The organism is Streptomyces sp. NPDC048297 (assembly GCF_043201585.1).
Lineage (GTDB): Bacteria > Actinomycetota > Actinomycetes > Streptomycetales > Streptomycetaceae > Streptomyces.
The window spans coordinates 23,180-43,736 of sequence record NZ_JBICZA010000046.1 but is presented as its reverse complement, the minus strand read 5'-3'; the positions used below and the strand labels follow the sequence as shown (position 1 = coordinate 43,736).

At 65.2% G+C, this 20,557-nt stretch carries 14 protein-coding genes; 7 read left to right on the top strand and 7 right to left on the bottom strand.

The genetic code is table 11. The features are described from left to right. Positions 1 to 9: 9 nt before the first annotated feature. The 4 genes from ACGFYV_RS33845 to eccD all read right to left on the bottom strand — a co-directional run bounded on the left by ACGFYV_RS33845 (position 10) and on the right by eccD (position 5,851). The gene (locus ACGFYV_RS33845; RefSeq protein WP_393882357.1) at positions 10 to 1,389 is read right to left on the bottom strand and encodes a M16 family metallopeptidase; all 1,380 of its coding nucleotides are present in this window, start codon (positions 1,387 to 1,389) and stop codon (positions 10 to 12) included. Further along, entirely contained in the window at positions 1,386 to 3,605 is a 2,220-nt protein-coding gene (locus ACGFYV_RS33840; protein WP_393882356.1) for a polyribonucleotide nucleotidyltransferase, read from the bottom strand. Before ACGFYV_RS33840 ends, ACGFYV_RS33845 begins: the two co-directional genes overlap by 4 nt. Positions 3,606 to 3,918: 313 nt before the next feature. Next, complete coding sequence (gene rpsO, locus ACGFYV_RS33835; protein ID WP_046416809.1) at positions 3,919 to 4,206, bottom strand: 30S ribosomal protein S15; 288 nt, start codon at positions 4,204 to 4,206, stop codon at positions 3,919 to 3,921. Positions 4,207 to 4,387: 181 nt separating this feature from the next. Then, positions 4,388 to 5,851, bottom strand: a complete 1,464-nt coding sequence (gene eccD, locus ACGFYV_RS33830; protein WP_393882355.1) for a type VII secretion integral membrane protein EccD — start codon at positions 5,849 to 5,851, stop codon at positions 4,388 to 4,390. A gap of 163 nt (positions 5,852 to 6,014) precedes the next feature. On the opposite strand from eccD, the gene eccCa reads away from it, so the two are divergent. From eccCa to ACGFYV_RS33800, 6 genes are all read left to right on the top strand, one after another. After that, complete coding sequence (eccCa, locus tag ACGFYV_RS33825) at positions 6,015 to 9,977, top strand: type VII secretion protein EccCa (protein WP_393882354.1); 3,963 nt, start codon at positions 6,015 to 6,017, stop codon at positions 9,975 to 9,977. A gap of 69 nt (positions 9,978 to 10,046) precedes the next feature. After that, positions 10,047 to 10,556: a hypothetical protein gene (locus ACGFYV_RS33820; RefSeq protein ID WP_393882353.1), complete on the top strand. Its 510-nt coding sequence runs from the start codon at positions 10,047 to 10,049 to the stop codon at positions 10,554 to 10,556. A gap of 1,568 nt (positions 10,557 to 12,124) precedes the next feature. Continuing rightward, entirely contained in the window at positions 12,125 to 13,534 is a 1,410-nt protein-coding gene (gene mycP, locus ACGFYV_RS33815) for a type VII secretion-associated serine protease mycosin (protein WP_393882352.1), read from the top strand. Positions 13,535 to 13,583: 49 nt separating this feature from the next. Continuing rightward, positions 13,584 to 14,006 carry a hypothetical protein gene (locus ACGFYV_RS33810; protein ID WP_393882351.1) on the top strand — a complete coding sequence of 141 codons (423 nt, stop codon included), beginning with the start codon at positions 13,584 to 13,586 and terminating at the stop codon, positions 14,004 to 14,006. Positions 14,007 to 14,008: 2 nt separating this feature from the next. Next, positions 14,009 to 16,255 (top strand): hypothetical protein, encoded by a 2,247-nt coding sequence (locus ACGFYV_RS33805; protein ID WP_393882350.1) that lies wholly within the window; start codon positions 14,009 to 14,011, stop codon positions 16,253 to 16,255. 32 nt (positions 16,256 to 16,287) lie between these two features. Further along, the gene (locus ACGFYV_RS33800; protein ID WP_393882349.1) at positions 16,288 to 16,926 is read left to right on the top strand and encodes a hypothetical protein; all 639 of its coding nucleotides are present in this window, start codon (positions 16,288 to 16,290) and stop codon (positions 16,924 to 16,926) included. Positions 16,927 to 17,778: 852 nt separating this feature from the next. On the opposite strand, the gene ACGFYV_RS33795 is transcribed toward ACGFYV_RS33800, so the two are convergent. Further along, complete coding sequence (locus ACGFYV_RS33795) at positions 17,779 to 18,093, bottom strand: WXG100 family type VII secretion target (protein ID WP_393882348.1); 315 nt, start codon at positions 18,091 to 18,093, stop codon at positions 17,779 to 17,781. 23 nt (positions 18,094 to 18,116) lie between these two features. After that, positions 18,117 to 18,479 carry a WXG100 family type VII secretion target gene (locus ACGFYV_RS33790; protein WP_393882347.1) on the bottom strand — a complete coding sequence of 121 codons (363 nt, stop codon included), beginning with the start codon at positions 18,477 to 18,479 and terminating at the stop codon, positions 18,117 to 18,119. 285 nt (positions 18,480 to 18,764) lie between these two features. On the opposite strand from ACGFYV_RS33790, the gene ACGFYV_RS33785 reads away from it, so the two are divergent. After that, positions 18,765 to 19,067 (top strand): DUF397 domain-containing protein, encoded by a 303-nt coding sequence (locus tag ACGFYV_RS33785; protein ID WP_393882346.1) that lies wholly within the window; start codon positions 18,765 to 18,767, stop codon positions 19,065 to 19,067. Positions 19,068 to 19,334: 267 nt separating this feature from the next. Here the strand turns inward: ACGFYV_RS33785 and mycP (ACGFYV_RS33780) are convergent, their stop codons facing one another. Next, entirely contained in the window at positions 19,335 to 20,546 is a 1,212-nt protein-coding gene (gene mycP / locus ACGFYV_RS33780) for a type VII secretion-associated serine protease mycosin (protein ID WP_393882345.1), read from the bottom strand. Between the last annotated feature and the right edge of the window lie 11 nt (positions 20,547 to 20,557).

Sequence of the window (20,557 nt, the reverse complement as noted above, 5' to 3'; positions counted from 1 at the left end):
AGACGGGTGTTAGGCGACGGCGTCGTGCAGCCGTGCGGCCTGCTTGTCCTTCAGCGGGCCTATGACGGACAGGGACGGGCGCTGTCCCAGGATGTCGCGGGCGACCGACCGGACCTCGTCCGGGGTGACCGCGGCTATCCGGCCCAGCATGTCGTCGACGGACATCTGCTCGCCCCAGCACAGCTCGCTCTTGCCGATACGGTTCATCAGCGCGCCCGTGTCCTCGAGGCCGAGGACGGTGGAGCCCTGGAGCTGGCCGATGGCGCGGTTGATCTCGTCGTCCGAGAGACCGTTCGCTGCGACCTTGTCGAGCTCGTCGCGGCAGATCTTCAGCACGTCGTGCACCTGGCTCGGCCGGCAGCCGGCGTACACGCCGAACAGGCCGCAGTCGGCGAAGCCGGAGGTGTACGAGTACACGCTGTAGCACAGGCCGCGCTTCTCGCGGACCTCCTGGAACAGCTTGGACGACATGCCGCCGCCCAGGGCCGTGTTCAGGACGCCCATGGCCCAGCGGCGCTCGTCGGTGCGGGCGAGGCCCGGCATGCCGAGGACGACGTGGGCCTGCTCGGTCTTGCGTCCGGTCAGCTCGACGCGGCCGGACGTGCGGATCGTACGGCTGCCGTTGCGCGGGGCGATGGGGTGGGCGTCGAGGTTCTTGAAGGCGCCCGCCTTCTCGAAGGCCGCGCGGACCTGTCGTACGACCTTGTCGTGGTCGATGTTGCCGGCGCAGGCGACCACGAGGTGCGTCGGGTCGTAGTGCTTCTTGTAGAAGCGGCGGATGCGGTCGGCGCTGAGGGCGTTGACCGTGTCGACGGTGCCGAGGACCGGGCGGCCGAGGGGGTTGTCGCCGAACATGGTGTGCGCGAACAGGTCGTGCACACAGTCGCCCGGGTCGTCCTCGGTCATCGCGATCTCCTCGAGGATCGCGCCCCGCTCGACATTGACGTCGTCTTCGAGGATGAGCGAGCCCGTGAGCATGTCGCAGACGACGTCGATGGCGAGCGGCAGGTCGGTGTCGAGCACGCGCGCGTAGTAGCACGTGTACTCCTTGGCCGTGAACGCGTTCATCTCGCCGCCGACGGCGTCGAGGGCGGCGGAGATGTCCAGCGCGGACCTGCGGCCGGTGCCCTTGAAGAGCAGGTGCTCCAGGTAGTGCGTGGCCCCGTTCAGGGACGGTGTCTCGTCGCGGGAGCCGACGTGTGCCCAGATGCCGAAGGTGGCCGAGCGCACGGAGGGCAGGGTCTCGGTGACGATGCGCAGTCCCCCCGGGAGGGTGGTCTTGCGGACCGTGCCGATGCCGTTCTGCCCCTTGATGAGGGTTTGGGTACGGGCGACGGCCCGCGCCTCCGAAGAGGTGCGGGCCGTCGCCTGCGAGCTGCGGGACGTCACTGGTCGGCGTCGTCCTTCTTCGTCTCGTCGCCGTCCTCGCCCTCGATCACGGGGATGAGGGAGAGCTTGCCGCGGGAGTCGATCTCGGCGATCTCGACCTGGACCTTCTGGCCCACACCGAGGACGTCCTCGACGTTCTCCACGCGCTTGCCGCCGGCGAGCTTGCGGATCTGCGAGATGTGCAGCAGACCGTCCTTGCCGGGCAGCAGGGAGACGAACGCACCGAAGGTGGTCGTCTTGACGACCGTACCCAGGTAGCGCTCGCCGACCTCGGGCATCGTCGGGTTGGCGATGCCGTTGATCGTGGCGCGGGCGGCCTCCGCCGAGGGACCGTCGGCGGCACCGATGTAGATCGTGCCGTCGTCCTCGATGGTGATCTCGGCGCCCGTGTCCTCCTGGATCTGGTTGATCATCTTGCCCTTGGGGCCGATGACCTCACCGATCTTGTCGACCGGGATCTTGACGGTGATGATCCGCGGGGCGTGCGGGGACATCTCGTCGGGCCGGTCGATGGCCTCCATCATCACGTCGAGGATGTGGAGACGGGCGTCGCGGGCCTGCTTGAGGGCCGCGGCCAGGACAGAGGCCGGGATGCCGTCCAGCTTGGTGTCGAGCTGGAGGGCGGTCACGAACTCCTTGGTGCCGGCGACCTTGAAGTCCATGTCACCGAAGGCGTCCTCGGCACCGAGGATGTCGGTGAGGGCGACGTAGTGCTTGTCGCCGTCGACGTCCTCGGAGATCAGACCCATGGCGATACCGGCGACGGGGGCCTTCAGCGGCACACCGGCGTTCAGCAGCGACATGGTGGAGGCGCAGACCGAGCCCATGGACGTCGAGCCGTTGGAGCCGAGGGCCTCGGACACCTGACGGATCGCGTAGGGGAACTCCTCGCGCGTCGGCAGCACCGGCACGATCGCGCGCTCGGCGAGCGCGCCGTGGCCGATCTCGCGGCGCTTCGGGGAGCCGACGCGGCCGGTCTCACCGACGGAGTACGGCGGGAAGTTGTAGTTGTGCATGTAGCGCTTGCGGGTCACCGGGGAGAGGGTGTCCAGCTGCTGCTCCATGCGGAGCATGTTCAGGGTGGTGACGCCCAGGATCTGGGTCTCGCCACGCTCGAACAGCGCGGAGCCGTGCACCCGCGGGATGGCCTCGACCTCGGCGGCCAGCGTGCGGATGTCGGTGACACCGCGGCCGTCGATGCGGGTCTTCTCCTTGATGACGCGCTCGCGGACCAGCTTCTTGGTCAGGGCGCGGTAGGCGGCGGAGATCTCCTTCTCGCGGCCCTCGAACTCCGGCAGGAGCTTCTCGGCGGCGAGCGCCTTGACGCGGTCCAGCTCGGCCTCGCGCTCCTGCTTGCCGGCGATGGTGAGCGCCTGGGCCAGCTCGGGCTTGACGGCGGCCGTCAGGGCCTCGAAGACGTCGTCCTGGAAGTCCAGGAAGATCGGGAACTCACCGGTCGGCTTCGCGGCCTTGGACGCGAGGTCGGCCTGGGCACGGCACAGGACCTTGATGAAGGGCTTCGCGGCCTCGAGACCGGCGGCGACGATCTCCTCGGTCGGCGCCTCGGCGCCGCCCTCGACCAGCTTGATCGTGTGGTCGGTGGCCTCGGCCTCGACCATCATGATCGCGACGTCGCCGTCCTCCAGGACGCGGCCGGCGACCACCATGTCGAAGACGGCGTCCTCGAGCTCGGAGTGCGTCGGGAAGGCGACCCACTGGCCGCGGATCAGCGCGACGCGGACGCCGCCGATCGGGCCGGAGAAGGGCAGGCCGGCCAGCTGCGTGGACGCGGACGCGGCGTTGATCGCGACGACGTCGTACAGGTGGTCGGGGTTGAGGGCCATGATCGTGGCGACGACCTGGATCTCGTTGCGCAGGCCCTTCTTGAAGGACGGGCGCAGCGGGCGGTCGATCAGCCGGCAGGTGAGGATCGCGTCCTCGGAGGGGCGGCCCTCGCGGCGGAAGAAGCTGCCGGGGATCTTGCCGGCGGAGTACATCCGCTCCTCGACGTCCACCGTCAGGGGGAAGAAGTCGAGCTGGTCCTTGGGGTTCTTGGAGGCGGTGGTGGCCGACAGCACCATGGTGTCGTCGTCCAGGTACGCCACGGCGGAGCCGGCGGCCTGCTTGGCCAGGCGGCCCGTCTCGAAGCGGATGGTGCGGGTGCCGAAGGCGCCGTTGTCGATGACGGCCTCGGCGTAGTGGGTCTCGTTCTCCACTAGCGTTTTCTCCTCGTCTTCGTCCCTCCTCGCCCGTGTGGCGGGGGGACGGTTGTGGAGCAGCGCGCCGTGCGGTGCGGGCCGGTCTTCGATCGAAGCACCCGGGTTCGCTTTCCCCCGGGAGCCACTACCGAGGACCGGCGGCGGCGAGGCGCGCTCCTCCTCCTCGTTCTGTGTCGTGCGTCATGCGTCGTGCGTCATGCGTTGCGCTACCACACTACAAAGCGTGAGTGACACTCCGCACGTTTCCGCACGTACAGCAAAAAGGGAGCGGCTCCCGATCTGTCACGGGAACCGCCCCCTTCATGGCGTCTTACTTGGCGCCCGCCGCACCGCGGCGGATACCGAGGCGGTCGACCAGCGCACGGAAGCGCTGGATGTCCTTCTTCGCCAGGTACTGCAGCAGGCGACGGCGCTGACCGACCAGGATCAGCAGACCACGGCGGGAGTGGTGGTCGTGCTTGTGGGCCTTGAGGTGCTCCGTCAGGTCGGAGATCCGACGGGACAGCAGAGCGACCTGGACCTCGGGGGAGCCGGTGTCACCCTCCTTGGTACCGAACTCGCCGATGATCTGCTTCTTCGTAGCGGCGTCGAGCGACACGCGTACTCCTCATAGTCTGTGAGTGCCTCCGAGTGCCCCCGGTCTTCATCTCGGGGAAGCTTCCGTTACTCGGGAGGCGGGATCCGCCGGCACGCGTCCTTCGGGGCGGTGGGCTCCGGGGGGCGTGCGGGTACGGCCGTCAGTCAGGGTACCAGTGCCCGGGAGCACCCTTTCCCGGGACCTAGCCGACCATCGACCGTACGTCCGTCAGGACGCCCAGCACGGCGAGGCAGAGCGGGACCAGGGAGAGCAGGACGGTGCTCTCGGCGAGGTCGAGGAAGCGACCCCAGAACGGTGACAGGCCCTTGCTCGGGACGATCAGGCCGATCGCCATGACCAGTGCGGCCCCGGCGGCGACGGCCGCCGTGAGCCAGGCGGTACGCAGGTCGAGAGCCCCACGGTCGTCGTGGAGGAGGAATTCGGTGAGGGCGCCGGCGGGCGGGTTCAGGGCGAGGCCGAGCAGCAGCAACGCGATCGCCGCGAGACCGGCGACCAGGACGCAGGTGACCTGGGAGGTGTAGCGGAACAGGCGCGCACGGATCAACGCGGCCAGGCCCGCGGCCAGGGCGAGCAGCTGCCCCCAGACGTTGTCGGAGAAGCCGAGGACGGCAGCCGAGGCGACCACCAGCGCCGTCGCGCCACCGACCAGCCCCAGCAGCATGTCGTGGCCCCGCCGCGCCTGTGCGGCGATCCGCTCGGCATCCAGTGGTTCGGCGTCCGCACCCTGCGTGGGGTCAAGGTCGTCGTCGGTGGCCGAGCGCGGTGAGGCATAGCCGATGGGCAGCCGGGCGAAGCGAGCGGAGAGTCCGGGCAGAAAAGCGAGCAGGCCGATCGCCACCGGGGCGCACACCGACGCGGCGGCGGTCGCGGAGGCATCGGCGAGGAGGGCCACGAAGGTGGCCAGAGTCCCGGCCGTGGACAGGAAGGACGTCGCCACGAAAGGCGCGTCACCGCCGGGTGTGAGTACGACGAGGACGACCGACGCCACCAGAACGGCCACACAGCCCAGCATGAACTGGAGCTTTCCCGGTCCCTGTCCCGCCGAGGGGCTGATGATCCCGGAGCCCGCGATCATCAGCAGAGGCAGCACGCCGAGCCCCGACGCGATGGCGGCAGGCCGGTCGCCGTACACGCGTGCGCGAACGCCGGCGAATGCGGTGAGCAGCACGCCAAGACCGGCGGCGATGATTCCGGGCAGCCCGTGCATGTCGTGGCGGACGGGGTCCGAGTACCAGAGGACGAAGCCTGAGAGCAGCAGGAGCAGGGCGCCACCGGTCAGGCCCGCGACGCGCAGCAGTTCGTCGCTCCAGAGATGACGGTCGCGTACGACGGCGGACGCGACGGCGTCCGAGACGTCGTCGTAGACCGTGGGAGGCAGGGACTCGGCGAAGGGGCGCAGGCTGAGGACCTCGCCGTCGAGGACCCGTTCGTCCGCGAGGGTGCGGGAGCTGTCGAGTACCCGGCCGTCACGACGAACGAGGTGGTAGCCGACCGGGGCGCCGACAGCCTGGGTCTGTCCTGTCAGGCGCAGGATCTCCGGGTAGATGTCGGCCACGGCGATGTCCACCGGGAGCGACACGTCGATGCGGCTGTCCGGTGCCACGACGGTGACTCTGCAGAATCCCGTCGCCGCTGTCGTACTCACCTTCACAGACCCCCTGTTCGCGGATGCGCACGCTGCGGGCGTCACCCTACCGGGAGCCCGCGTCGGTGGTGACCAGTAGGATCACGCAACAAGCTGAGGACAGCCGTCGCCACGGGGGTGCCGGTGATCAACCGATCGTCCCTACAGGAGGATTGATGCTCCGGTGAGCCAGATCGTCATCAAGCGCCCGCCACGTGCACTGCCGCCCGAAGTGCCCTCGGACGAGGTGCAATTGGAAGCTCCTCCGGAGCTGCCTCGTGGGCAGCAGGAGGGCATGCTGATGCAGGTCCTGCCCACCCTCGGCATGGGCTCTTCAGTGGTGTTCTACTTCGCCTCACCCAATGCCCATCCGTTCATGCGGATCATGGGTGTGGTGATGCTCGTATCGACGGCTGCGATGGTGGTCTCACAGATCGTCCGCCACCGCCGCGGTACACAAGGGCAAATGTCCGATGTCCGCAGGGACTACCTTCGTTACCTCGCCCAGACGCGCCGTACGGTCCGCAAGACGGCACTGCGCCAGCGCGACGCGCAGCTGTACCTGCACCCCGCCCCGGACCAGTTGTGGGCGCTGGTCGCCGAGGGCAGCCGGGTGTGGGAGAGGCGCATCGGCGACGAAGACTTCGGACAGGTGCGAATCGGTCTGGGGCTGCAGCAGCTGGCCACCCCCTTGGTGGCGCCCGAGACCGCTCCGGTGGACGAACTGGAACCCTTGTGCGCCGGCGCCATGCAGCGATTCCTGGCGGTGCACGGCCAGCTGGACGGTCTGCCCGTGGCACTGTCACTACGCGCCTTCTACCACCTCACGATCTCCGGGGAGCTCGAGTGCGCCCAGTCCGAGGCGCGTGCGCTCGTGTCCCAGGCGACCACCCTGCACTCCCCCGACGACCTGATCGTGGCCGTGGTGGCCTCGAGGAGCGCCGCCGCCCGCTGGGACTGGACGAAGTGGCTGCCGCACTGCCAATTGGCGGGTCAGTTCGACGGGGCCGGCACCCGTCGTCTGTTCAGCGACGACCTGGGTGAACTGGAGCAGCTGCTCGCAGCCCGCCTGGAGGGTCGGCCCCGGTTCAGCCGGAGCGGACAGCCGCTGCTGGACCAGCCGCACATTCTGGTGATCGTGGACGGCGGCGTGGTACCGCCCACGTCCGTGTTCGCAGCGGCGGAGGGCCTGCAGAGTGTGACGATCGTGGAAGTCGTCTCCGGTGAGCTCGAACGGCCCCGGGGCGACCTGTCGATCGTCGTGCGTCCGGAAAGGCTGTGGCTGGACTCCGGTGGCGGTGTCGCCTTCGAAGGCGTGCCCGACGGCCTGTCGGTGCCGGCCGCGGAGGCACTGGCCCGCCAGCTCGCTCCGTTGCGCATGGGCGGTGGCGACGACGACGAACCGCTGCTCGCGAACCTGGACTTCACCGATCTGTTGGGTCTCGGCGACGCGGCTTCCGTGGACGTCAAGCGCACCTGGCGGCCGCGCTCCATGCCGGAGCGGCTGCGCGTGCCGATCGGCGTCGGTGAGGACGGCCAGCCCGTCATGCTCGACCTCAAGGAGGCCGCGCAGGAGGGCATGGGACCACATGGTCTGTGCGTGGGTGCGACCGGCTCCGGCAAGTCGGAGCTGCTGCGCACCCTGGTGCTGGGCCTCGCGGTCACGCACTCCTCGGAGACTCTCAATTTCGTCCTTGCCGACTTCAAGGGCGGCGCGACGTTCGCCGGCATGTCTCAAATGCCGCATGTGGCTGCCGTCATCACCAACCTCGCCGACGACCTCACCCTGGTCGACCGCATGGGAGACGCGATCCGGGGCGAGCTGCAGCGACGTCAGGAGTTGCTCCGCGCGGCCGGCAATTACGCCAACATCCACGACTACGAGAAGGCACGGGCCGCCGGCGCTCCCCTGGAGCCGCTGGCATCACTCGTTCTGGTGATCGACGAGTTCAGCGAGCTTCTGACAGCCAAGCCCGACTTCATCGACATGTTCATCCAGATCGGGCGAATCGGTCGATCCCTGGGTGTGCATCTGCTGCTCGCCTCGCAGCGTCTGGAGGAGGGCCGACTGCGCGGCCTCGACACCTACTTGTCGTACCGAATCGGCCTGCGGACCTTCTCCGCGGCGGAGTCCCGGGCGGCCCTGGGTGTTCCGGACGCGTATCACCTCCCCTCCGTCCCGGGCTCCGGGTACCTGAAGTTCGGTACGGACGAAATGGTGCGCTTCAAGGCGGCGTATGTGTCGGGGGCGTATCGCACGGGTGGGCCCCAGGTCACGCAGGGCAGTCTGCCCATCGACCGCCGGCCGGCGCACTTCACCGCGTTTCCCGTCCCTATGACCTACGCGGCGCCCGACCCGGCGCAGTTGCAGGCTCAGGCGGTCCGTGCGGAGGACGACGCATTGGCCGACACCGTGCTGGACGTGGTCGTGCAGCGTCTTGAAGGCCAGGGTGTTCCGGCCCACCAGGTGTGGTTGCCTCCGCTGGACGAGGCGCCGACGCTGGACCAGTTGCTCCCCGCCCTGGCGACCACCCCCGAGCGCGGCCTTCACACGCCGGACTACACGCGCCTGGGCGGACTGACCGTCCCGCTCGGTCTGATCGACAAGCCGTTCGAGCAGAAGCGCGAGGTGCTCTACCGCGACTTCTCGGGCGCGGCGGGTCACATGATGGTCGTGGGTGGCCCTCAGTCCGGAAAGTCGACGCTCCTGCGCACCCTGGTCTCTTCCTTCGCACTCACTCACACCCCGCACGAAGTGCAGTTCTACTGCCTGGACTTCGGTGGCGGCGGCATGGCCGCCCTGGCGGACCTTCCGCATGTGGGCGGCGTCGCCTCCCGGCTGGACCCCGAGCGAGTCCGCCGCACGGTCGCGGAGGTGGCGGGCATCCTGAACCGCCGCGAGCAGTTCTTCCGCACCAACAACATCGACTCCGTCACGACGTACCGCCGTCGCCGTGCGGCCGGCGAGCTGCCCAGCGAGCCCTGGGGCGATGCCTTCCTCGTCATCGACGGCTGGGGCAATTTCAAGACGGACTACGAAGGCCTCGAAGGCGTCGTCAACGACATCGCGGGCCGAGGCCTCGGCTACGGCATCCACGTCGTCGTCTCGGCGTCGCGCTACATGGAGGTCCGCGCAGCCCTCAAGGACCAGGTTCTGGGGCGGCTGGAGCTGCGTCTGGGCGACGTGATGGATTCCGAGTTCGACCGCAAGGTCGCCGTGAACGTACCGGCCGGTGTGCCCGGCCGGGGACAGGTCCCGGAAAAGCTCCACTTCATGACGGCGCTGCCGCGCGTCGACTCCCGCTCGTCGCCCGACGACCTCGCCGACGCGACAGCGCAGTTCGTGCAGGCGGTGAAGGCCGCCTGGAACGGGCCGGCCGCGCCCGCGGTACGCCTGCTGCCCCGCAAGCTGCCGGCCGACCAGCTTCCCAAAGGCTTCGAGTTCCCGCAGCACGGCATCGCGATCGGTATCGACGAGGCGAACCTGGAGCCCGTCTTCATCGACCTCGACACCGACCCGTTCCTCCTTGTCTTCGGTGAGAGCGAGTCGGGCAAGACCAACCTGCTACGGCTGATCGCCAAGCAGATCGCGGAGCGCTACACACCCGCCGAGGCCCGGATCGTCGTCGGCGACTACCGGCGCTCGATGCTCGAAGCGGTCTCGGAGGAGCACCTGCTCGAATACGCGCCCATGGCGTCGGCGATGCAGGTCCACATGGACGCGATCCGCCAGTTCATGGAGATGCGCGCACCGAAGCCCGACATCACACCGCAGCAGCTTCGCGATCGGAGCTGGTGGACCGGCCCCCAGCTGTTCGTCATCATCGACGACTACGAACTGGTGGCCACCAACTCGGGCAACCCGCTGAGCCAGCTGGTGGAGCACCTTCCCTACGCCCGGGACGTCGGCGTCAAGTTCATCGTCGCCCGCAGCGCGGCCGGCGCCTCCAGGGCCATGTACGAGTCCTTCATGCAGCGGGTGAAGGAGCTGGGCGCGCAGGGAGTGATCCTTTCGGGTGACCCGAGCGAGGGCGACATCCTGGGCACCGTCCGGGCCCGTCCGATGCCGCCGGGCCGTGGCGTGTTCGTTTCCCGCAAGCGGGGGACGTCACTGATTCAGCTGGGGTTGCTTACGCAACGGCATTAGAGTGATTGACCAAGTGTTTACTCCGTTCGACCGAGCGGAGCATACGGGGAGTACGGGGAGGCGACCGAGGTGAGTTCGAACGGGGGCGACAGGTCGAGGAGCGCACCGGACACTGGCAAGTCCTTCGACGGCCTCTCCGGTGTGAACCCTCAAATGGCGCTGGACATCCAGCACAACGCCATGAAGAAGTTCAAGAAGCGCGTGGACGAACTGCTCATCGACCTGGAGAAGTCGGAGGCCGCCCCGGGCAAGGTGGGCGACGACCGCCTGCCCCGCTCCCAGCTGGGCTCCACCCACTTCAAGGAAGCACAGTTCCTCTACGACTCGTACACCATCGTCCACGACGAGTTGGAGAACCTCTCGAAAGCGCTGAGCGCCCAGATCGAGGGGATGGGGCTGGCCGTGCACGCGTCGCGGGTGGGGTACCAGAACCTGGACGAGGACATCAAGGCGCGAATGAAGGCGGTCAACGCCGAGTCGGAGAAGTATTACGACATCGACCGGGATCCGTACGCGGACCAGCGCGACCCGTCGGGAACTTCGTCCACCCACGAAGCCGGAAGCGAGGAGGGTCTGTAATGGGTGAACAGCCCGAGCGACGGGACCCGAAGCTCGCCCGGACCGACTTCGAGTCCATGACCCACGAGCAATTGGCAGCCATGCTCGACGGGGCGAGTTCCACCGGTGCGTCTCACCTGTCCAGCAAGCTCTCCACCGCAGCGTCCACGATCACCAAGATCGGCGACGACTTGATGAAACACGTCAAGAGCCTGGAGTGGCAGGGGCAGGCCGGAGACACGTTCCGCGACTGGGGCGGGCACGCGGCAAGCGCGGCCTTGCACCTGGGACAGTACGCGGAGGTCGCATCCCGCTGGATGGGCACGGTGTCACAGGCAATCGCCGAGGCGAAGGCAGCGATGCCGGAAACATCGGAGACGGCCCAGGCCAAGAAGGATCTTGCGGACGCCCACTCGACCATCGCGGCGGCCAGGGCGCCCGGCGCCCACAACGACCCTGACGCACGAAAGCTGGCCCAGACGGCACAGACCGACGCCACGACTGCTCAGAAGCGCATTGATGCGGCTCGCGGAGAGGCGATCCAGCAGATGCGGAAGTTGGCGCAGACGTACGAGTACTCGGCACAGCAGGTCAATAGCGTGCAGCCGCCTACGTTTTCGCCGCCGGCAGGGAAGACGGGGTCCAATAGTTGGTGGGTCGGGGAAGATCAGCACGTTTCCAGCGGCAGCGCATACGCAGGTACTGGAACGCCGCGAGGTGCGGCTCAAGCGGTCCACACGGGTGGCACAGGTGTTCATCCGGCCGTGCACACCCTTTCGCCCGCCGTCCCCGGCCAGGTCCACCCGAACACGAGTGGTCACTACCCTGAGCAGCCAAAGCCCGTTGAGATGGGTATCGACAGCACCGATACGCTACAGAGAACTCCGACTTCCGGCCCTCCGGCTCCCACTGGCACCGGCATGCCACACCGCGATCTGCCTCTGGCGGAGCAGCCGACGGTCATGCCGCCCGTATCCAGCAATGGTGGGCGTGAACCCGTCCCAAACTCCCCCGGGCGCCTGCCCGCATCCTCGCGGCTTCCGCAGGTCCCCAGAATCGCAAACCCAACTGGGAACCTGCCCCGCATGCCGCGGGAGACTGGGATTGTAGGGGGCCGCCCCGTCAACACTCCTGGACGAGCAACGAATGGCCTCCCACGCGGAACTGTGATCGGCAAAGAGAACGTACAGGGCCGCACTTCTATGGGGCGGGGCATTTCCCCGGGGTCCCCGGTCGCCGAAGGCACCCGCTCGGGCAGCAGCTCAGTCGGTGGCCGTCGCCTCGCGTCGGAGTCCGGTGGGGTCGTCGGTAGCCGCCAAGGCCAACCCGGCCGCACGAGCGGACGCCCATTCACGCCTGGTGGTTCGGGGCTACTCCGATCGTCGAGGGGTACGGCTGACGCAACCCCCGGCTCGACGACCGGCCGCATGGGAGCCACCAATCGAGCCACCGCCTCCAAGAAAGCCCAGCAGGAAAGCCAACGACCGGACTACCTCGTCGAGGACGAAGAGACCTGGACACCGGTTAAACGCCAGACTCCTCCGCCGGTGGTCGACTGAATCCCGGACCACTCCACCACAGGAAGGCATATGCGAACCAGAGGCAAGCGGACACCGTGGCCCCTGTCGACAGCATCGGCTGTTCTAGGCCTGCTCCTCATCGGCATCGCCGTCACCCCCGCCTACGCGGAGTCAGTCCGAGCACGACAGTGGCACCTAGATGCCATGCATGCGCCCGAGATGTGGAAGACCAGCACTGGCCGTGGCATCACGGTGGCCGTCATCGACTCGGGAGTCGATGAATCTTTGATCGACCTCAAGGGCCAGGTACTGGACGGCAAGGACTACTCGACCCAGCGAGGCGACGAACACACCGACTTGGCCGGCCATGGCACTGGCATTGCGGCGCTCATCGCCGCCACCGGTGCACGGGGCTCGCTGGACGGGTCATTCGGTCTCTCACCGGGAGCCAAGATCCTCCCGATTCGCATGCGTTACTCGACCGAGCAATTCGGCCAGGTCGATGAGGGGACAGAGTATGCCCGCACGATGTCCAAGGCCATCCGCTACGCGGCAGACTCCAAGGCTCAGATCATTAACATCTCCATGGCAACTGGGAATTCTCCCGGACGGAAGAACGTCAGTACGCCGGAACTGGCGGCCGCGGTGAAGTATGCCATCGCCAAGGGAAAACTGATCTTCGCTGGCGTGGGCAACAGTGGTGATACGTCCAATCTCCCCCAATACCCGGCTTCCACACCGGGGGTCGTGGGGGTGGGCGCGATCACCAAGCAGATCAAGCGTGCCACGTTCTCTCAGCACGGATCGGAGGTCGACGTCACCGCACCCGGTGTGAACATGTTCCACGCCTGCCCTGGCGGAACGGAGATCTGCGAGGGTCAGGGAACTAGTGCCGCCACCGCCATCGCCTCCGCCTCCGCTGCCCTCATCTGGTCGAAGCATCGCGATTGGACGAACAACCAAGTCTTGCGCGTGCTTGTCAACACCATGAAGAGTAATGAGAAAAGCTGGACGCGAAACGACGACTTCGGCTACGGAATCGTCCGTCCGCGTGTTGCCCTCCAAAACCCAGGCGACCCGGGACCTGCCGACGAATACCCACTTCCTGATCTGGCGGCGGCAGCCGCCAGATCTCCGTCGCCTGAAGCAGCCCAATCCACGGGACCCGCAAGTGCCGGCAACGCCGACGAGACACCCCGAGCCACCGCCGCGAAAGAGAGCGGCGACGGCAGCACTCCGCTGTGGATAGGCCTCGGCATCGCAGCCGCCGTGCTCCTTGGGGCAGCAATCACGGTCCCGATCCTCCGTGCCCGCCGTCGCCAGTTGGCTCCGACTCCCACCGCTCCGCCGATGCCACCCGTGTACCAGCCGTATGCATCGCCCCAGCAGCAGTATCCACCTTTCGGACCACCACAGGCTCAAGTCAATCGCACGCCACCGACTGGGGAAGCGCCGTCTCCACCTCACCAAAACCCATGAGCACGAGGACGCACTCGCTCAGTTATTGGTGATAGCCGAGAGGACAGACATGTCATTCGATGAGATGTGGGGGCAGGCCCGCACAAATGCCGCCGCGCGTCAGCATTCGAGCATGGAACTGAATCAACTCATCGCGGACGGTGGTGGCGGTCGCAGTCCGAAGGACCAACTGCATGTGGATTCCAGCGTGCTCGAGGAACGGGCCAAAAAAGCGGAGACCGTGCGCACAAACTTCAAGGACGCCGACAACAAGACCATGACTGCTACAGGCCGGATTGAGCTGAAAGGGTTCAAGTCCGACCGTGCTGTCGCCACGTTTCAGAAACGATGGCGCTCTCAGATGCAATACATGGACGAACTGCTAGAAAAGGGCGCAGTCGGCAACCTGCGCGTGTCAACGGCCGAATACAAGGCTGAAGAAGAGAAGCGACGTCAAGATATCAAACGCCAGCAGGGCAAGGCAGGCAGCTGATCATGAGCATTAGTTATGCGCAACTCCGATCCGTAGATCTCACTTCACTATCGGACGCAGTAGATGCATGGCGTCGCCTTCCTGGCCACTTCGACACCATCGCACGATCCTTCGGTTCTACGGTCACGAAGGGGCTCAGAGATTCTGACTGGAAGGGAGAAGCTGCCGACGAGGTCTTCGATAAGTTTCCGATGATCGAAAAGCAGATGAAGGCTGCAGCCGATGAGGCGAAAGACATCTGTGCTCTATTCAAAAGCGCACTGGATTCATTCCAAGCGGCCAAGGAAGAGCTGAAGAAGATCGAGAAATACGTCCACGACGACAAATACTTGGAGATCACTACCGAGGGACATGTCTACTGCGACACTTCCAAAGCTCCGAGAGGGCAAGAAGCAGCACTACAAAAGGGCTACCTCGACTCAGTCCATGAGTGCAACAACAGGATCGAAGCTGCACTCCAGGACGCAGATGACGCAGACACAGCTCTTCACTGGGCACTCACAAGGGATGCCAACGGTCGCGAGCAAGGATTCAATACGGAGACGGCAACCAGTATAAGCGAGGCCGAGAAAGAGCGAACGGAGTCCATCAAACAAGCGCGGGCGATGGCGAAACTCGCCCATCTGGGCAATGGAATGAGCACTGCGCAACTACAACACATGAATAAAGTTCTGGTCGAGTACGAAGGCGACCCACTCTTCAATGAGAAGTTCACGACTGGTCTGGGAGCGAAGGGAACTCTCCAGTTCTGGACGGAGATGGCCGACCCTAAGAAAGACCCGTACTCGCAGGGGCCCCACGATCCCAGCGAGGAACGGCTGGGGCAACTCAAAACACTTCAGGGAAATCTCGGAAGGGCACTGGCTTCAGCTACCCATTCCGACAGTGCAGCCATGCGAACATGGGAGAGGGATATAATCGATCTCGGTAGCTCTCATATCGAAAGCCCCAATGCGTCCCCTAGCCCATACGGCTTCCAGGTAATGAGCAATCTCATGCGCCAAGGGAACTACGATACAGATTTCCTTAAGGCTTATGGCAATGAGCTGATGAAGGAAGACAAGCGTTGGAGTGATGCCCCATTCTCTCCTGCCCAATTCTGGACGCGAAATAATGAGGCTGACCTGAACTTCGGCGCGAAGGATGATCGCGGTCAGGATCCTGTGACCGGCTTCATGCAGGCGTTGGGCCACAACCCTGAGGCTTCCAATGAATTTTTCTCAAATGACAAGAACTTCGACTATCTGACATCGGACCGCGATTGGCCGTCTGACGGAGTCGGCGACAATGACACGGGGGCTTCGGCCGGATATCGATCGCTTTCTCATGCACTGGAATCAGCCACCACGGGCCACGCTTACGACGTGGGTCCGAGCCCGGACATGCCGCCGCACACCAAGGCCCAAGCAGAGCTGATGACGAAGATCGTCCACGGCCTTTCGGACCCCGATGACGAATTCAAGCTACACAGCGGGATGGAAGAGAGCCTCGGGCAGATGAGCTCGGAATACATGCCTGATATCCATCGGGCACTCTCGGGCGGTAAGGCAGGTGGCGATACATTGTCCGACCTCTATCCAGCCAAGGGAGCACTGGCTGATTTCAGCGAGCAGGACATCACTCGCTTCATGTATGACCTTGGGCAGACGCCCGATGGCTATAAAGCGATCAATATTGGCGAATCGCTCTACACGAGCGACTTGATGGGCTATCACCTCGCCAACCCAGACATCTACGGTGAATCAACATCCGACACTATTAAAGAAATCTCTACAGGTAATTCGGAGGTGCAAGGAATCCTGGGATTGGCCCGACAAGACTCAGATATCCAGAAGAGCGCAGAGGGAGACGCCGCATTCAATAAGGACATGGACAAGTGGAAGGCGTGGGCAAACACCCTCGCCAACATCACCATCGGAGCGGGTGTCAGCGCCGCGGCATCTCCTGTGGCGGGCGCATTCGCGGCAGCCGCAATGAGCGATCTGAGCGGCCAGATGGTCGACGGCCTATTCCCTGATCCGCGAGACAGTTCAGATCACGCCTTGTTCACCTCTGGCCACGACTGGGAAAAGCACAAGTCCGACACACTGCAGGCTGCCCAGGATGCAGCTACGGCAGCAGACGCGGCGTATCCATCCAGTCTCACACCGGCACTTCGGGAGACCGCGGTACGCACTGGCCATTTTGACGGGACCTCTCAAGCCCACGACGTTCTTCAGGAGTATCGACAGAAGCTGGGCAAGGCGTGATTGAATCACCGGACGCGTCACCGGAGAAGCACATGCGAGATTTCATCCGACGTCGGCGCCTTGCCATCAGCGTGAGCGGAGTGCTGGCCATCATTGGAGTCGGAGCAACCATATGGGCCCTCGGTTCCCATGATTCCAGTGGGAATCTCAAGGCTGCGGATACCTGCAATGAGGGTATTTTTTCCAGCAATCTGGAACCATTGGAGAGACTACTGCCGCATGAATCATCTTTCCATTCGACCTGGTCACGAGTAGCCACCGACACTTCCTTCAAGATCACTTGCGATAACCGGACGAGTCGTGGCGTCGTGAATATGTCGGCTGAAATGAAAAATGGAAACAAGAAGGACTGGCTCGCAGGGCTAGGTTCGAGGAATACGTCAGACGCTTCAGCCTTCAAAGCGGGCACTTCAGCATTGGCCTGGAGGAAGCAAGCGGCAATCTATGCCGAATGTAAGCCGCATACAGAAGGTTCAAGTTACACAGCTGGCTTCGGGCGGCCATATCTGTCGATCACTGTTACTGCCAACGGATCTGCTGCAAGTAACGACGAGACCGCGAAAGAGGATCTCGCTCAGTTGGCCAGCCGCATATTCTTTGAGGCTCAACTCCAGACCGGTTGCCAGGAGGACTTCACACCCCCGCCTGAGCCACCGCGCATGACTCAGTGACCTTCATGGACTGCGGATCAAGTTCACACCAAGTTTGGAAGGCTCTTCCAGTACGCAAGCGTCAGACTTGATTGCGCGGCCCGGCCTGAAACAGATCATCCCAGTCATCAGGACCGGCCCGATCCCTTGCTCGTAAACCTGATCACCAAGGTCAGGCCCCGCACGACCAGGTCCGGCCTTTCCCGGGATTCAGGTTCTGCCCGGCCTCGTCCTCAAAGACAACCCACTCCAGGAGCTGGGCTGTTCTCTTATCCGTGACCACTACTCCGTCCACCACCGCGCAACCATTTGCTCGTCACGCTCGACGGTGCGGTGGGCCAGCACCTGCGGGGACCCGCGTTGAGGTGCACGTAGAGCCTTCTGTCGGCAGCCCCTCCGTACACCTTGCTGGAGACCGCTGCACGTAGCGCCCCGGTCGAGTACTGCGTTCTCGGCAACAGCTCACGGGGGAAGTGATTACTACGGCCCGTTTGTCAGTGACATGGCCGAGGACGCGTACGGATGCCTCGAAGAGCCCTCGGGTTCCCATAGCTCCGAGTCATGGGGAAGCGCCTCTTTGGGGCCCGGTTAACCGGTGCGCTGGCTGAGAATGTGCTGCCATAAAGTCGCTGGACCGATGGAGCCGTCCCGGTCGCGTTCACTCCCCGCTCTACGCCGGGTACTTGATCACCAACAGGATCAATGCGACGACGGCCACAATCAGAGTCAGCCATTCCCACCAGGCCATGCCGCCAGCATCCGAACCATTTCTCTGGCGGTGGTAGCCGCCGGCCGTGGTAGCAAGTCCGGGACAAAAGAAAGAGGGAGACAGCGCGCAGGGCGCTGTCTCCCTCTGGTGTGTGCAGGGGCCGCTCAGCCGCCCATCAGCATGCGGAAACGTGCCGCGTTGCCCTTGTCCGTGTCCTGGTAGCCGATGACCGACTGGTCCAGAAGTGCGGCGACGCGACCGAGCTTCTCGGTCATGGCGGCCATTTCCTGGGTATTGCTCCGCTGGATCTCGTCGAAGGCCGTCTTGGCCTCACCCTGCCAGGACTCGGCCTTGGTCTTGACCGCGCGCATCAAGGCCTCGAGGTGCTCGCTGAGATCCTTGGCCGTGTTGCGCACGTCGGTGGCGGCCTGAGTGACGGTGTCGTAGTTGACCGCTGTCCGGTCGAAGTTGCTCGACATCTTCTTCGTTCCTTTCTGGCGGTTCAGAGGTAGTTGACGCCGACCTGGCCGAGGATCTTGCTCTGGACGTCTCCAGAGTTGTCCACCTTCCGGATCTCCGCGATGCGCTCCTGCTCGTGAGCACTGAACTTGCCGGTGCTCATACGCACGATCTCTTCGAGGTCGGAGAGGTTGTCCTGGAGCTTCCTCAGGTTCCCGTTGATTCCTCGCTGCAGGGAGTCGAACTCCTTGCCCGCGGCGCCCTGCCAACCCTCTTGGACCATGTCGACAACCTGGTTCAACGAACCGATCCGCTTGCTCAGTTCGATGTTGAAGGCGTCGATGTCCTTGGACAGCTGTGTGATGCTGTCATGGCTGAAATCGAACGAAGAGTTCCCGTTCGCCATTGCCTCTTGCCCTCCTGTTGTCCTGAACGTGGCGACATCCATGGGCAGACACCGGATGGATCCCCCGAGATGCCCGTCCGTGGGCAAGAGGTGTCATCGTCCCCCGCGTGCTGCGACGCGGGGCGCAACACCGCGTCGCCCCCGTGAAATACCACTCGCGTAGTACTGGAAGCCACTCTAGTCACTCGACGTGTTGCTTCCAACTGCAAAGGAGTTCGTGGCCAGTTCAGGTGGGGCTAGGCTGCCACGTGGATCATTTACGCATGGGGAAGGGGCGTTTACGGCATGAGCGAGACGGCTGACGAGATCAAGGCACGCAAGGAGCGCGAGCGGGACGAGTTGTACGCACTGGACATCTCTGGCGTTGAGTGGCACTGCGCGCCTGGGACGGAGGCGCACGAGGAGCGGGTCGAGATCGCTTACCTCCCCGAAGGCGCCGTGGCCATGCGCTCGTCCCTCGATTCGGGCACCGTGCTGCGGTATACGGAGGCCGAGTGGCGCGCCTTCGTTCTCGGCGCACGTGATGGGGAGTTCGATCTGACGCCGGCGGCGCACAACGGCGGTCTGGAGGTCCGCGAGGCCGAATAGGCCCCAGTTGCTCCAGTGAGCGCGCCTCGATCCGATCGCCTCCAGCTTCGGAGGGGTGTGGTACGCCTCCTCGGCGAGCAAGGGGCCGTTTCGCGAAGAACGCTCCTTGGACGTTCCGGCGGTCCTGCCCGCCTCTACGGACAACGCCGCGTTCCCGAGAGCCTGTCCTTCAGAGGGGCCATCGTCAGGCGTCGGTCGTGGTCGTGGTCGTGGTCGTGGTCGCGACGCGGGCAGACTCGGTAAACGTCGACGGACGTGGGCCGAAGCTCACGCCGAAGGCTCCTTCCGATGACGCCGACGGAGGTCGCGCGTGACGATGGCCGTACCGGCGGTGATCGCCAGGAGGACCACCGCGATACCGAGGGCGTAGGTGGCGTATCGCTGGTTGCGCTGCGCGGGAGTCTCAGCCAGGGAGAACGGGGCCACATCCGGGACGGGCCCTCTGGACATGCCGGGGTCGGGGACCGGGGACGACGGCGGGTCTGCGGCGTCCGACTTCTGGACGGCACGAACCGGGTCGACCACACCCCAGCCGACGTAGTTGTCATGCCCGTTGGTCGAGCGCTCTGCTGTCTGTTCGATCTGGGTGACGATCTGGGCGGTGGTCCAGTCCTTGTGCTTCTCCTTGAGGAGTGCCGCGACGCCGGCCACGAACGGCGCGGAGAAGCTTGTTCCGTTGTCCGTGCACTGACCGCCTGCGGGGACAGTGGAGACGATGTCCACGCCGGGGGCGGCCACCCCGACGAAGGAGCCTGCCTGGGAGAATGGCGCGCGTTCGTTGTTACGGCCTGAAGAAGCCACGGCCAGGACGCCGTCAAAGGCGGCCGGATATGTGGACTTGACCTTGCCGTCCAGGCCGTCGTTGCCCGCGGAGGCCACCACGACGACCTTCTGGGCGATCGCCTTGCGCACGGCTTCGGCCAGGGCGGAGGTGGCCGACAGGGGCTTGGTGGTGTCCTGGGAGATGTTGATGACGTCGGCGCCCTCGCTCACGGCGTAGGTGATCGCCTGAGCCATGGTGTCCGAGTCCCCACTGCTGTTGGCGTCGTTCTGCCGGATGGGGATGATCGTGGCGTTCGGGGCGAGGCCTACGAAGCCTGTGCCTTTCCGCGGACGCGCGGCGATGATACCGGCGACCTTCGTGCCGTGTCCGACCTGGTCGTTCGTCGGATCGCCGCCCTTGCCCTTCGTCAGGTAGTCACGCCCGGAGGCTTTGTCCACGCCCGGGGTGAGCTGCGGGTTCTTGTCGTCCACTCCGGTGTCGATGACCGCGACCCGCACCCCCTTGCCCTTCTTGGTTCCCTGCCACAACTCGTCGAGCAGGACGCGCTGCAGCGACCAGGGCGTCCTCTTGATCTGCTGGGCGGGGAAGGTGCATTCGCCGCTGCCGTCGAGGCGGAGGACGGGTGCGGGTGGTGTGGTGCCGAGGGTGACGAGCAGTACGGCGGCGGTCAGTAGGGTTGCCTTCGTCGGCAGCACGCGTGCGGCGC

Excerpts from the sequence above, each read along its gene's own strand:
- ACGFYV_RS33805 (WP_393882350.1), top strand. The coding sequence starts at position 14,009 with ATGAGCATTAGTTATGCGCAACTCCGATCCGTAGATCTCACTTCACTA.
- ACGFYV_RS33790 (WP_393882347.1), bottom strand. The coding sequence starts at position 18,479 with ATGGCGAACGGGAACTCTTCGTTCGATTTCAGCCATGACAGCATCACA.
- ACGFYV_RS33795 (WP_393882348.1), bottom strand. The coding sequence starts at position 18,093 with ATGTCGAGCAACTTCGACCGGACAGCGGTCAACTACGACACCGTCACT.
- ACGFYV_RS33810 (WP_393882351.1), top strand. The coding sequence starts at position 13,584 with ATGTCATTCGATGAGATGTGGGGGCAGGCCCGCACAAATGCCGCCGCG.
- ACGFYV_RS33785 (WP_393882346.1), top strand. The coding sequence starts at position 18,765 with ATGAGCGAGACGGCTGACGAGATCAAGGCACGCAAGGAGCGCGAGCGG.
- ACGFYV_RS33800 (WP_393882349.1), top strand. The coding sequence starts at position 16,288 with ATGCGAGATTTCATCCGACGTCGGCGCCTTGCCATCAGCGTGAGCGGA.
- mycP (WP_393882352.1), top strand. The coding sequence starts at position 12,125 with ATGCGAACCAGAGGCAAGCGGACACCGTGGCCCCTGTCGACAGCATCG.